Below are 13328 nucleotides of genomic sequence, written 5' to 3'. Positions count from 1 at the left end.
ATTGTGAATAAGAGAAAAATATTAGTCCCATTAGGTGATAAGTCATACGAAGTAACACTAGAAGCAGGGATACTGAATAATATCAGCGAAGAACTCTTAAGAATTGGAATAACAAAACATAGAAAAATACTTGTGATTTCAAATGAAGAAATATCAAATTTATATGGAGAAAAATTCTTAAATAATTTAAAAGATAATAAATACCAGGCCAAAATGTTCCTTATCAAGGCTGGAGAATCACACAAAAACTTAAAAACCTTAAGTGAAATATATGATGTTGCATTTGAATTTGGCTTAGATAGAAATTCAATAATTATTGCCCTTGGAGGAGGAATTGTTGGAGATGTAAGTGGCTTCGCAGCTGCTACTTGGCTAAGAGGCATCGAATATATTCAGATTCCAACAACATTATTATCGATGGTTGATTCATCTGTGGGAGGGAAAACAGGAGTAAATCATCCAAAAGGTAAGAATTTAATTGGAGCCTTCAATCAACCTAAAGCTGTTTTTATTGATCCAGAAACTTTAAAAAGTCTGCCCAAAAGAGAATTTAATGCAGGCATGGCCGAAGTAATAAAATACGGAGTAATAAGAGATAAAGAACTTTTCGAATACTTAGAAATTGAAAAACACAAGAATGAACTTATAAATCTCAAGAATGATTATCTAATTAAAATAATTAATAGTTCAATAAAAATAAAGTCTAATATTGTTTCTCAAGACGAACATGAAAATGGTGTTAGAGCGATATTGAATTATGGTCATTCTTTTGGTCACGTCATTGAAAATTTATGTGGATACGGCAAATTTCTACATGGTGAGGCAATATCAATTGGTATGAATATTGCGGGGAAAATAGCAATTGAGAGAGGGTTATGGTCTCTAGAAGAATTAGAAAGACAGCAAATTCTATTAGAGAGTTACGATCTTCCTACCGAGATCCCCAAAATAAATAAAGAAGATGTTTTAACAATACTTATGGGCGACAAGAAAGTTCGTGATGGCAAAATGAGATTTATATTACCGAAAGAAATTGGTGCAGTGGATATATATGATGACGTAGAAGATTCATTATTTTTAAAGTTTTTTTCTTAACGCAAACAGATTGAATTTATATTCATTTTCTTCTCCTTAAACTTATTAAAAGCAAACCACTTAAAATTACCTAGACATACAGGATCAACGAGTCTAAGTAATGCCTCTCTTCTTAAAAGAGCATTTGATAAATCCTCCTTAAATTCCTTCTGAATTCCATAAAGTCTTTCTGCCAATCCAAGTGCCAACAAAGCCTCTCCTTGTTTAGTTATTCCAAGAGTATTAAATCCAAGAGTCTCAGCATCATTAATTAAAGTTTCTATACAAACATGAGATGTTAAATCGCAATTTCCAGGAGAATCTAGGACATTATTCATCATTTTTTGATTTGCATAAGAAACTATCGTCCCATCAGAATTCTTAGAGTTATAGTATTTTTTAGCTTCTTTAGCGTAATCAATTATCAATAAAATACCATTATTAATTTTTCCATAAATAGCTTCTAACCATTTTGAATTATCTACATGCCATTCGGTGGTCCATCCTTCAGGAGCTTCTTCAGGCGGAATAGTAATTCCTAACTCGCTTTTAGCAAGTTCAATACTTTTATCCAATTCACTTGTAATTGGCATTTCATCAAAAAATAATTTATGAGATTTTTTGTCTATAGAAACTGCTTGTCGAATTAATTTTCCCTTTGAGAAGGTTATTCTCTCTACTGGCAAAGCATCTAAAACCTCATTTGCAATAACTATTCCATTTATATTATTTTCCTCTACTTCTTCTAAACCTTTCCATAAAATATCAATACCTAAGTTTAAAAATTCCTCTAATTTATTTTTTTGTTTTTCTACCATCCCTTCATTAGGTTCAATAATCACAAAAGAAACTCCATCTAAAAAATTCTTGTTGTTTTCTAAAAAATATTTAATTAATCCACTCATAAAGCTTCCATCTCCAGCTCCAAATTCAGTTACAGCTAATTTCTGATTAGATAAAAAACTAATTTTGAACTGAATTAGCCAATCTTTTATTTGTTTACCAACCAAAAAAGCAAAGTCATCAGATAAAGAGGGTGATGTAACAAAATCGCCTCGAACGCCTAACTCAGCTTTACCGCTGCCGTAATAACCATTAATAGGATCATTTAATGCAAAATTCATAAAGTCATAAAAACTTATAGTCCCACCCATTTTTATTATTTTTTTTACTAACCAATCTGGATTATTCGCAGGTAAGCTATTCATCGGCGAAAATATAAAAAGATAAAACTTATTTATGCCTTCAAAGATTAACTATTTATTAGGAATATTTCTATCTATATTAGTTTTAATTTCACATAAACCCGTTTTAGCTTTAAATAATCCAAATCTCTTACCAGAAGAAAAAACACCCGTAATTGATTTAGCAAAAACATTAAGCCCTATTCAGAAAAAATCTTTAGAGGAAAAGCTCAACAATCTAGAAATTGAAAGTGGGTGGAAAATTAAATATTTATCTCAGTTTGAGAGTTCACCTGGTAGTGCAATAAAGGACTATTGGGATTTAGATGAAACAAGTTTGTTGGTTGTTGCGGACCCTAGAGGAGGAAATTTACTGAACTTTAATGTCGGAGAAGCTTATTTTAATTTTATGCCAAGGTTATTTTGGGTTGAACTTCAAACAAGATTTGGCAACCAATATTATGTTAAAGATCACGGTGAGGATGGTGCCGTATTAGATGCAATTGATTCAGTAAAGATTTGCCTCGAAAGAGGAGGATGCCAAGTTGTCCCTGGCCTACCCAAAGAGCAATATATATGGACTTTATGTACATCGATTCTTGGAGGTTTAGTAGCAGGTTTTGCATCTGCCCCAAGAAAAGAAGGTCAAGTCATATCAATTGGATTTTTAGCTCTTCTTTCTCCTTTATGGGGAATGTTATTTGGAATTTTTGGTTTGGCACCGATAATATCCAGAACAAATGATTTATTACCTTTATTTAAAAATGGTTTAGCTTTTACAGCCGCAGGAATTGCGGGTTATATCTTGTCTCAAACTTTATTTTCAAGATATGAAAAGCCCAAAAATACTTAAAATATGGACAGAAACATCTAATCCTAAAAAAATTTATCTTCTTCACGAATTTCACCAGACTCTGAATACCATCGATGAGAAACATGACTCAATCCCTTTTTTTCAAACTCAATCCATGAAAAGTTAATTAGTAATTTCCCATCTTCATCAGTTTTATATCTTGGCACCACAGCAGTATTGAAATAAATTGTCCCTTTGCTATCAATTTTAAACATCTCTCTTAAACCAAGATTTCTTTTAAGCCGGTTGTGCATATGACCAAAAATGACAAGATCAACTTTTCTTCTCTTTTGTATTTGAGAAATAGCTACAGACAAATCTCTATCTCCCCAATCTAATGAGGGTAATTTCCAGTCTTTCCCACAAATGCTTTTAGGTTCTGAGCCTAAACCCGAGGGGCCAGCATGAGAAATAATTATTAAAGGTATATCTTCGATACTCTTTTCTGAACATTTGATGATTTTATTTATTGAATCTTGTTCGGTGATAGGTCCATAAACACCTTTAACTTCTTTCGAAAGATAATAGCCGCCGCCAGAACTACAGGGTCTTGCAGACAATAAATTTATTTGATTATTAAAAACTTTCAAATCCCATGCACAATATTTTTCACCAAGAACACGTATCTGCTTTGAGAGAGTTTCCCCTGTAGAATCTTTCCCTCTATCATGATTTCCTAGAATCACAAAAGTAGGAATTTTGATCTCATTGATTTTTTTAATTATCTTGATGCTCCCATCAGAAATATCACCAACAAATAAAACAATATTTGGGTTGACAATCGATAAAACTTTCAAGTCTAATTCAGACCATTGACCATGACAGTCACCAACAATAGCAATTTTTAAATTTGTCAGAATTTTTTCTGTTTAAAGGCATATAATCTATTTAGAGATATTCTAAATCCTGACCAGTATAACTTCTACTGCAAAACAGAAATCAGTTCAAAATGATGAGGATTTGATTTCTGAGATAAAGGAGCGTTGCAAAAAAGCTAATGCAATTATTCTTGCGCACTATTATCAAGCTCCAGAGATTCAGGAAATTGCAGATTTCATTGGCGATTCATTAGATCTATCTAGGAAAGCTGCAAATAATGATGCTGATATAATAATTTTTTGCGGTGTGCACTTTATGGCCGAAACCGCAAAAATACTTAGCCCAAAGAAAACAGTCTTATTACCGGATATAGACGCCGGATGCTCATTAGCAGACGATTGTCCACCAGATAAGTTTCAAAAGTTCAGGGAAGAGAATCCAGACCACTTTGTAGTAAGTTACATAAATTGCACTGCGGATGTAAAAGCGCAAAGTGATTTGATATGTACAAGCAGTAACGCAGTTGAATTAGTTAACAAGATACCTGAAGATAAAAAGATAATCTTTGCACCAGATCAGAATCTTGGGAGATGGGTACAAAAAAATTCTGGCAGAAATCTCAAATTATGGCCAGGCAGCTGCATTGTTCATGAATCATTTAGTGAAGAAGCTTTATTAAAATTAAAATACCAAAATCCGGAAGCAAAAGTTATTGCCCATCCTGAATGTAATCAAAATTTGCTAATTCTCTCGGACTTTATTGGATCTACCAGTAGGTTGCTTGATTTCGTCACCAAAGATTCATCTAAAACTTACTTGGTATTAACTGAACCTGGAATAATACATCAAATGAAGAAGAAAGAACCCAATAAAATCTTTATAGAAGTTCCAGACATAGAAGGTTGTAAATGTAACGAGTGTCCATATATGAAATTAAATACTTTAGAAAAAATTCTAGATTGTTTGAAAAATAATTCTCCATCAATCGAACTTGACCCAGAAATAATAAGAAGAGCCTATTTACCAATAAAGAGAATGCTGGATATGAGTAATTAATTTAATGAAAATACTTTATCTTCATTATTAATTTTCAATAATGCATTAAGGTTTGTAGTGTTTGGTCTAAATTCACTTATCTGATTGTTTCTATTAATTATATTTATTAGCTCTTTTTCGCCAACTCTATATTGTTTATCTTTTCTTGTCCCAATCTCTCTTGGAAGAATAGGGTTGATATTCATTTTTACTTCTATGTCTGGAATAATTCCAGATTTGTTTATATCAGTGCCGTTAGGAGTTAAATACTTAGCGACTGTAACAGTTAACCCTGAACCATCAACTAATGTTCTCATAGATTGAACTAGACCTTTGCCAAAAGTTTTCTTCCCTACTAATTTTCCTCTTTTGTTATCTTTTATTGCACCAGAAACTATTTCACTAGCGCTAGCAGAACCCTCATTAACTAAAACGACTAAGGGCTTTTTTGTTAAAGCTTGACCGTTTCCTCTTTTTGTTTCTTTTAAACCATCTTTACTAACCGTACTTACTATTATTCCTTTGTTTATAAAGTGCCTTGAGATATCAATGCTTGATTCTAATAAACCGCCAGGATTACTTCTCAAGTCAAGAACATATCCTGAAACTTTTTTTGTTTCTAAATCCTTGATAGCATTTCTAGTCTCTTTTGATGCATTTGCATTAAATTGTTTAATCCTTAAATAGCCAATTAATAAGCCGTTTTTGGTTTGATTGACTTTACTTGATACAGATTTTATTTCAATCTTTTCTCTTGATAAAGTCTGAAAAAATGATTTGGAACCTCTAAGAATTTCAAGTTTAACTTTAGTACCTCTTTGTCCTCTAATTAATTTCACGGCATCCTCTATATTCATTCCTTCAGTAGAAATATCATCTATCGATAATATTTTATCTCTAGCTTTAATTCCAGCATCAAATGCAGGGGTGCCCTCTAAGGGTGAAATAATTATTAAAGCATCAGATTCTTTATCTTTAACTATTTGGATACCTACTCCAGTCAATTCACCAGAGGTATCAATTCGCATTTGACTAAATTCCCTAGGTTCTAAAAATCTTGTATAAGAATCATCTAATTTGGAAAGCATATCTCTAATCGCATCATATGCTTCATTGCTGTCTGAATATGTTTTTGATAAAACTTCTTTTCTTAGATTAATCCAATTAGACTTTTGAAATTTCCCGTTTGAATCAAGAAAATCTCTATATACAATTTGCCAAACATGATCAATTACTTCTTTATAACTATTATTTAAAACTGTTGCTTCTGCAAAATTATTAAAAAATACCCCAGAAAAGGTTGTCGCAAAAAGAATTATAAATTTTTTTTTAAGCAATTTTCTTAATCTTCAATTAATCTGATATTTTTTATTATAAAAAGAATTTATTTATAATTTCAAAAATTTGACAAATCCTTAAGGATCAATCCACTTTCCATCATCCTTTATAAGTTGAATTAAAGCATTAACCCCCTCATCTTCAGGTACTCTTTTTATCTCTTCTTTCCTTCTATATAAGGCAATAGTTCCTTTACCTTTCCCAACATAACCATAATCAGCATCTGCCATTTCTCCTGGCCCATTAACAATACATCCCATTATTGCTATATCTAGACCCGTTAAATGTGAGGTGGCGTTCCTAACTTTATCTACAACTTCTTCTAGATTAAAAAGTGTTCTACCACAACTAGGGCAACTGATGTATTCAACCATTGTTTTTCTTAATCCTAAAGATTGCAAAATTGAATAGCACACTGGTATTTCCTTTTCTGGAGCTTCTGTTAAAGAAACCCTGATGGTATCTCCTAATCCCTCTGCTAAAAGCGTTCCAATTCCAGCAGTACTTTTAATCCGTCCATAATCACCATCACCAGCTTCGGTCACTCCTAAATGTAAGGGATAGTTATATCCTTCTGAGTCAAGCCTATCTGCAATCATTCTGTATGCTGCCATCATGACCGGAGCCCTAGAAGCTTTCATAGAAATAATTATGTTATGAAAATCAAGCTCATCACAAATTTTGACGAACTCCATCGCAGATTCTGTCATTCCTAATGGCGTATCTCCATAAGTAAAAAGCATCCTCTCAGATAGAGACCCATGATTAACTCCAATCCTTAGAGCTTTGTTTTCAGCCTTTAAAACTTCAACTAAAGGGGTAAATCTTTTAAGTATTGTTTGCTTAATAGTTTCAAATTCCTCATCTGTATATTCAGTTCTTGTAGGGTCTGATTTTTCAAAAACAAACAATCCAGGATTAATTCTTACTTTATCAACATGTTTTGCAACTTCCATTGCAATTTTCATACCATTATGATGAACATCAGCCACCAAGGGGGTATTGATATTATTTTCTAGTAATTTTGCCTTTATATCTCCTACTGCTTTGGCATGTGCTAAGGAAGGGACAGTTAACCTTACTATTTCACAACCCACATCATGAAGTCTTTTGATAGCTAAGTAAGCATTTTCGACATCCATCGTATCTTCATTTATCATCGATTGAACTCTTACTGGATAATCACTTCCAATAGCTACATCACCTACCATTACTGTTCTAGTTATCCTTCTCTCAATATGAGTTGAATATCTTTTGGAGAGACTATTAACCTCTTTTGATTGAGTTAATGACATTAAAATTCTTGATATTCAAAAAGGATTTCACTAAATTATACGGCATATAGTTTACCACTTACATTCTCTAGGTCTTTCAAAGTCAGATGGTAAGGTTTATTAATTTCTTTTGAAGGAAATCTCAACAAATAAGATGGATGAAAAATTACCATAATTTCTCTCCCATCTTTTTTAATCCATTGACCTCTTAAATTACTTATAGGATCTTTAACCTCTAAAATAGCTCTCATAGCAGTTGAACCAGTAAGTAATATAAATTTGGGATCAACTAGATTTATTTGCTGTAATAACCAAGGTTTATGAATATTAATTTCTCTAGCAGTGGGTTTTCTATTATTTGGTGGACGACATTTAATTACATTACAAAAATAAACATCCTTTTCATGGTCAATCCCAGCTTGTATTAATAATTGGTTTAATAGCTTACCAGATTTACCTACAAAAGGTTTTCCTTCTAAATCTTCTTGTGCTCCAGGTGCCTCTCCAATTATTAACAAATCTGCAAATACACTTCCTCTCCCAATTACTAACCTTTTCACCGAAAATAAAACTTAATTATTTTTATCTTAAGAACTCAAAACATGAAAATAAAATAGATTAAGAAAATAAGCTAAATTAAACCATAGTGTGATAGTTTTATTTATTCTTAATTTATGCACTTGTCATTATTAAAAGTCATATTTGAAAAGTCATAAGTCAATGAGTCAAGTTTATTTATCTGATCGGGCACTTTCAATTGAGCCTTCTCTTACATTGCAAATAAGTGCTAAAGCAAATCAATTATCTGCAGAGGGAGTAGATATTTGCAATTTAAGTGCAGGAGAACCTGATTTTGATGCCCCAAAAGAAGTTATAGAGGCTACAAGTAAAGCTATATTTGATGGATTCACAAAGTACGGGCCCGCACCGGGGAATTTAGATCTCCGAAAAGCAATTGCAAATAAACTTCAAATTCAAAACGATTTAAATTATGAATTTGAAAATGTAATGGTCACAAATGGTGCTAAGCAAGCAATATATAATCTTTTCCAAGTCTTGTTAAATACTGGAGACGAAGTTATTATTCCTTCTCCATATTGGTTAAGTTATCCCCAGATGGTTAGATTGGCGGGTGGAATGCCAATTTTTACAAATTCTTCTGCAGAAGATGGATTCAAAATAAATATAGAAGATTTGAAGTCTAAAATATCTTCAAAAACTAAATTTATAATTATCAATTCACCTAATAATCCTACTGGAAGAGTTATGTCAAAGGAAGAATTATTACAAATTGCCGAATTAGCTAGAGAAAATCCAAATATCAATATTCTTTCTGATGAGATTTACGAACTAATCCTTAAAAAAGAATTTAAACACTACAGTTTATCTTCATTAGCAAATGACTTAAAAGATAGAATTTTTATAATAAATGGGTTTGCGAAAGGATGGGCTATGACGGGCTGGAGAATAGGTTATTTAGTAGGTCCCAAAGATGTAATCAAAGCATCCTCAGCATTACAAAGTCAAAGTACAAGTAATGTTTGCTCTTTTGTTCAAAAAGGTGCTTTAGAGGCTTTAAAAATTAATAATGAGTTTTTCTCAATGATAAATAGTCATTATGATCAAAGAAGAAAACTTCTCTATGAGGGCCTTAATAATATAAATGGAATTTATATTGAAGAACCTAACGGAGCATTTTACGCATTTCCAAAATTACCTAACTCCTCAATTACTTCAGTTGATTTCTGCAATAAAGCTCTTCAAGATTACGGATTAGTTGTTGTACCTGGAAAAGCTTTTGGGGCTGATCAATGTATTAGAATCTCTTGCGCAACTTCAGAAATTAAAATAAAAGATGGACTACAAAGGCTTGAAAAAGCAATCTCTGAATACTATTAATTTAACTAAGTAATGTTTAATTTAAAAAATTTCCTACTAAGTTCATCTCTATTATTTTCTATTTTTTCATCACCTGTATTTTCAAATCCCAAAGTTTTAAAAGTTGGAGCAATACCTGATCAAAACCAAGATGTTTTGGACAAAAGATTTAATTTATTTTCAAAAGAATTATCCAAACAACTTGACGTAGAAGTTAAATACATTCCTGTTATTAATTATGTTGCAGCAGTAACTGGATTTAGAACTAAAGATTTAGATTTAGTTTGGTTTGGCGGTTTATCAGGAGTTCAAGCCAGACTACAAAATCCTAATTCAATTGTGATAGCTCAAAGAGATATCGATAAGGAATTTAAAAGTGTTTTTATAGTAAACAAAAATTTAGAACTTAACCCAATTTCAAACATTAAAGGACTTAAAAAACTGAAAAATTTGAGATTTACTTTTGGATCTGAAAACTCAACTTCTGGAAGATTAATGCCAGAATATTTTTTAAATCGAGCAGGGGTAGAAATTAAACATTTTAAAGGAAAAAAAGCAGGTTTTAGTGGGAGTCATGATGCCACTATAGCTTTAGTTAATAGTGGGGCATTTGATGTTGGAGCTTTAAATAAACAAGTTTGGGAAAACACTCTTAAAAATAATCCCAAAAGAACAAGTAATTCAGAATTATTCTGGATCACCCCGGAATATGTTGACTATCATTGGATTGCTCAAGGGGATCTTGAAAATAGATTCGGGGAAGGGTTTACAAACGAACTTAAATCAGTAATTCTAAATTTAGATATAAAGCAAAAATCACATAAACAGATATTAGATATGTTCAATGCAAAAAGATTTATAAAGGCAGAATCAAAACAATATAAAAATATAGAGGAAATTGGGAGAAAATTAAATAAAATTAGATGAATAATACTGTCTTAGAATTAAATAATATTTCTTATAAATACAAAAATGATCTGATACTAAATAAAATAAATTTAAAAATAAATTCTGGGGAAAAAATTGCACTTTTAGGTAAAAGCGGCTCAGGAAAAACTACACTTATATCAGTACTTAATGGCACTATCAAGCCAACAGAAGGTGAGGTTAAATTATTCAATAAAAGTTTACAGGAATTAGATAGAAAACAGAAAAGTAAAATAACAACTATATGGCAAGATTTAAGATTAATAGAAGATCTCTCAGCAGAACAAAATGTTAATTGCGGACTACTAGCGGAAAACAATTTTTATTTCGCTTTTAAAAATTTACTAAATATAAGTTCTTTTAAAAAGGCTCATAAATATATGCAATTATGTAGACTTCATAACTCTATTTACGACAAAAAAATCAGAAAACTATCTGGGGGGCAAAAACAAAGGGTAGCTATAGCTAGATCATTAATTCAAGGATCAAATATATTACTTGCAGATGAGCCTTTTAATAATCTAGATCCCAAATTGATAACAACAATTAAAAACCTAATGCTAGAAAGTGTCGATAAAAATAATACAAAAAAATCCCAAAATACGGCATTAGTTGCATTACATCGATTAGATTTACTGAACGGTTTCGATAAAGTTATTGGAATCAGGGATGGTAAAATTTTTTTCAATATCAAAAGAAATAACTTAAAGAAGATTCATTTAGACAAAATATATTAATTAGTTGAACAAATTAAAATTAAACTATACCTCATTATGTTTTCTTCCAATTTTGGTATGCATACCTCTAGGGTATCAATTAATAAACAATATTCATTTTGGAGGATTTAAATTATTCCAAGAATTCTTAATTTCTGCATTTAATCCCAAGATCGATAATGAAATTATTATTACCATAATTAAGAGATTAAATGAAACTATCTTAATTGGTTTTTTTAGTTGGTTAGTAAGTATTATTTTTGGAGCAATTTTTGGAATATTAACCTCAAATATTTTTTATAAAATTTTTAATATTCCAAATTTTTTCTACCGCATAATAAGGTTTTTTCTAACAATAATTAGATCTATACACGAAGTGGTTTGGGGAATACTATTAATGCAAATATATGGCATAAATTTTTCGATAGGAATAATAGCTATATGTATTCCTTATATTGCTGTAAATTCAAAAGTTTTTGCTGAACAATTAGAAACTATTGACTACAAAAGTTTTGAATCTATAAATCAAATAAATGCATCTAAATTTTCTTCTTTACTAACTTTAATATGGAATCCAATAATAAATACATTTAAAAACTTTGGTTTATATCGATTAGAGTGTTCAATAAGAAGTACTGTGGTTTTAGGACTTTTTGGGATTGGAGGAATAGGTACAAGTATTTTTTTATCTTTCCAAACTCTTAATTTTAGAGAGTTATGGACTTATTTATGGTCCTTAGCAATTTTGATAATTCTTTCTGGATTAATATTAAAAAAAATAAAATTTAATACTACAAATAAAATTCTATCTATCTTTTTTATTGCAGTTTTTTTCATTACGATTTTATTTTCTTTTTCATATTTTCTTCATTTTATTTTTGGTATTAATTTTGAAAATTATAATTCCGTTAGTTCTCTATTTAAATCAAGCTCAGATTTAGGATTATTTGATTTCTTAAAACTTATATTAGAAACAATAACTTTAAGTCTTTTATCAACAGGAATCGCAATTAGTTTACCTCCATTAGTAATAGTAATTTTTAACAACAATACTTCTAAATTTTTTATAAAAATTTTTGCATTTTTATTACGTTTAATACCAACACCTGTAATACTTCTAACTCTATTAACTTTTAATAATCCTTCTGTATCTTTAGCAGCTTTAACATTAGGTCTCCACAACGCTGGTATTATTAGCAAATTACTTTTTACAAATCTAGATAGCCAAGATAAAAGAAATTATATTGCAATGAAATCTCTAGGAATCTCGAGAAATACTAGTTGGCTTTTAGGTTTATTTTCTCAACAAGCAAAAAGTTACTTAGCATATTGCGCTTATAGGTCTGACATCATTATTAGAGAAACTGCAATTGTTGGGGTTATTGGAAGTGTTGGTCTAGGTTGGCAATTGCAAGAATCACTAAGTTCCTTCGCATGGCAAGAAGTCACCATAGTTTTGATAGCTTATAGCTCCATCGCAATATTTGGCGAATTAATAAATGGTAAAATCAAAAATAGTTTAACTTGATTTGTAAGAATAATTTGTTAAATCAAGTAATTATTTTTTCCGGTTATAGTGATTAGTTTACCAAAACAGCTAGTTGTAATTGGAGATAGCTCAGTTTATGGATGGGGAGATAATGAGGGTGGTGGATGGTGTGAGAGGCTTAGAAAAGATTGGTGCAATAACCACAATGGGCCAGTTATTTATCAACTTGGCGTTAGGGGAGATGGGATAGAAAAAGTTTCATATAGATGGGAAAAAGAATGGTCATCTAGAGGAGAAACGAGAAGAAATAAACCCAAAGCAATCCTACTAAATGTAGGTCTTAACGACACTGCAGCAATTGGTCAGATAAATGGAAGACATCAATTAGATATAGATGGATTTGAATATGGATTAGAGAGGCTAATCAATGAAATGAACTCTCAAACAAATGTATTTGTTATTGGTCTGACACCAGTTGACGAAAGCAAAATGCCGTTCGCAGGATGTTTATGGTACTCAAATGATTTTTGTAATTCTTATGAAAGGAGAATGGAGGAAGTATGCCTAAATCAGAATGTCCCATTTCTTCCTACTTTTAGAGAAATGTACTCTGATAAAAGGAGTAAAAATTGGATTACGCATGATGGAATTCATCTAAATTCCGAAGGTCATTTCTGGCTTTTCCAAAGACTTAAAAGCTGGGAGATTCTTACAAAATGGAAGGAATCCTAAGTCTTTCCA

13 protein-coding genes are annotated in these 13328 nt (G+C 31.1%); 8 read left to right on the top strand and 5 right to left on the bottom strand.

All coding sequences use genetic code 11. The features are described from left to right. The first annotated feature begins 3 nt into the window (after positions 1-3). Positions 4-1095 carry a 3-dehydroquinate synthase gene (locus JJ847_05955; GenBank protein MBO6960425.1) on the top strand — a complete coding sequence of 364 codons (1092 nt, stop codon included), beginning with the start codon at positions 4-6 and terminating at the stop codon, positions 1093-1095. On the opposite strand, the gene JJ847_05950 is transcribed toward JJ847_05955, so the two are convergent. After that, positions 1092-2282 carry an SAM-dependent methyltransferase gene (locus JJ847_05950; protein ID MBO6960424.1) on the bottom strand — a complete coding sequence of 397 codons (1191 nt, stop codon included), beginning with the start codon at positions 2280-2282 and terminating at the stop codon, positions 1092-1094. The genes JJ847_05955 and JJ847_05950 overlap by 4 nt on opposite strands. 31 nt (positions 2283-2313) lie before the next feature. Here JJ847_05950 and JJ847_05945 point away from each other — a divergent pair, with 31 nt between their 5' ends. After that, on the top strand, positions 2314-3111 hold the full coding sequence (locus JJ847_05945; protein ID MBO6960423.1) for a TPM domain-containing protein: 798 nt from the start codon (positions 2314-2316) through the stop codon (positions 3109-3111). Between the two features lie 23 nt (positions 3112-3134). On the opposite strand, the gene JJ847_05940 is transcribed toward JJ847_05945, so the two are convergent. After that, positions 3135-3947: a TIGR04168 family protein gene (locus JJ847_05940; GenBank protein ID MBO6960422.1), complete on the bottom strand. Its 813-nt coding sequence runs from the start codon at positions 3945-3947 to the stop codon at positions 3135-3137. Positions 3948-4026: 79 nt separating this feature from the next. Between JJ847_05940 and nadA the strand changes: the two genes are divergently transcribed. Beyond that, the gene (nadA, locus tag JJ847_05935) at positions 4027-4986 is read left to right on the top strand and encodes a quinolinate synthase NadA (protein ID MBO6960421.1); all 960 of its coding nucleotides are present in this window, start codon (positions 4027-4029) and stop codon (positions 4984-4986) included. On the opposite strand, the gene JJ847_05930 is transcribed toward nadA, so the two are convergent. The 3 genes from JJ847_05930 to JJ847_05920 form a co-directional block, all read right to left on the bottom strand. Next, positions 4983-6284, bottom strand: a complete 1302-nt coding sequence (locus JJ847_05930; GenBank protein ID MBO6960420.1) for a PDZ domain-containing protein — start codon at positions 6282-6284, stop codon at positions 4983-4985. The two genes, nadA and JJ847_05930, sit on opposite strands and share 4 nt — an antisense overlap. 96 nt (positions 6285-6380) lie before the next feature. Next, positions 6381-7598 carry a (E)-4-hydroxy-3-methylbut-2-enyl-diphosphate synthase gene (gene ispG, locus JJ847_05925; protein ID MBO6960419.1) on the bottom strand — a complete coding sequence of 406 codons (1218 nt, stop codon included), beginning with the start codon at positions 7596-7598 and terminating at the stop codon, positions 6381-6383. Positions 7599-7633: 35 nt separating this feature from the next. Then, positions 7634-8137, bottom strand: a complete 504-nt coding sequence (locus tag JJ847_05920; GenBank protein MBO6960418.1) for a uracil-DNA glycosylase — start codon at positions 8135-8137, stop codon at positions 7634-7636. 160 nt (positions 8138-8297) lie between these two features. Between JJ847_05920 and JJ847_05915 the strand changes: the two genes are divergently transcribed. From JJ847_05915 to JJ847_05895, 5 genes are all read left to right on the top strand, one after another. Next, entirely contained in the window at positions 8298-9476 is a 1179-nt protein-coding gene (locus JJ847_05915) for a pyridoxal phosphate-dependent aminotransferase (protein ID MBO6960417.1), read from the top strand. Positions 9477-9488: 12 nt separating this feature from the next. Continuing rightward, entirely contained in the window at positions 9489-10382 is an 894-nt protein-coding gene (locus JJ847_05910; GenBank protein MBO6960416.1) for a putative selenate ABC transporter substrate-binding protein, read from the top strand. Continuing rightward, on the top strand, positions 10379-11119 hold the full coding sequence (locus tag JJ847_05905; GenBank protein MBO6960415.1) for an ATP-binding cassette domain-containing protein: 741 nt from the start codon (positions 10379-10381) through the stop codon (positions 11117-11119). The genes JJ847_05910 and JJ847_05905 overlap by 4 nt, the downstream gene beginning before the upstream one ends. A gap of 376 nt (positions 11120-11495) precedes the next feature. Then, positions 11496-12626 (top strand): phosphonate ABC transporter, encoded by a 1131-nt coding sequence (locus JJ847_05900; GenBank protein MBO6960414.1) that lies wholly within the window; start codon positions 11496-11498, stop codon positions 12624-12626. Positions 12627-12674: 48 nt separating this feature from the next. Continuing rightward, positions 12675-13319 carry an arylesterase gene (locus JJ847_05895; GenBank protein ID MBO6960413.1) on the top strand — a complete coding sequence of 215 codons (645 nt, stop codon included), beginning with the start codon at positions 12675-12677 and terminating at the stop codon, positions 13317-13319. Positions 13320-13328: the final 9 nt, after the last annotated feature.

Source organism: Prochlorococcus marinus CUG1438, from assembly GCA_017644325.1.
Taxonomy (GTDB): Bacteria; Cyanobacteriota; Cyanobacteriia; order PCC-6307; family Cyanobiaceae; genus Prochlorococcus_A; species Prochlorococcus_A marinus_AA.
The sequence above is the reverse complement of the archived record's forward strand: the minus strand, read 5'-3'. Positions and strand labels throughout refer to the sequence as shown.

Excerpts from the sequence above, each read along its gene's own strand:
- JJ847_05950 (MBO6960424.1), bottom strand. The coding sequence starts at position 2,282 with ATGAATAGCTTACCTGCGAATAATCCAGATTGGTTAGTAAAAAAAATA.
- JJ847_05945 (MBO6960423.1), top strand. The coding sequence starts at position 2,314 with ATGCCTTCAAAGATTAACTATTTATTAGGAATATTTCTATCTATATTA.
- ispG (MBO6960419.1), bottom strand. The coding sequence starts at position 7,598 with ATGTCATTAACTCAATCAAAAGAGGTTAATAGTCTCTCCAAAAGATAT.
- JJ847_05915 (MBO6960417.1), top strand. The coding sequence starts at position 8,298 with ATGAGTCAAGTTTATTTATCTGATCGGGCACTTTCAATTGAGCCTTCT.
- JJ847_05910 (MBO6960416.1), top strand. The coding sequence starts at position 9,489 with ATGTTTAATTTAAAAAATTTCCTACTAAGTTCATCTCTATTATTTTCT.
- JJ847_05905 (MBO6960415.1), top strand. The coding sequence starts at position 10,379 with ATGAATAATACTGTCTTAGAATTAAATAATATTTCTTATAAATACAAA.
- JJ847_05900 (MBO6960414.1), top strand. The coding sequence starts at position 11,496 with ATGCAAATATATGGCATAAATTTTTCGATAGGAATAATAGCTATATGT.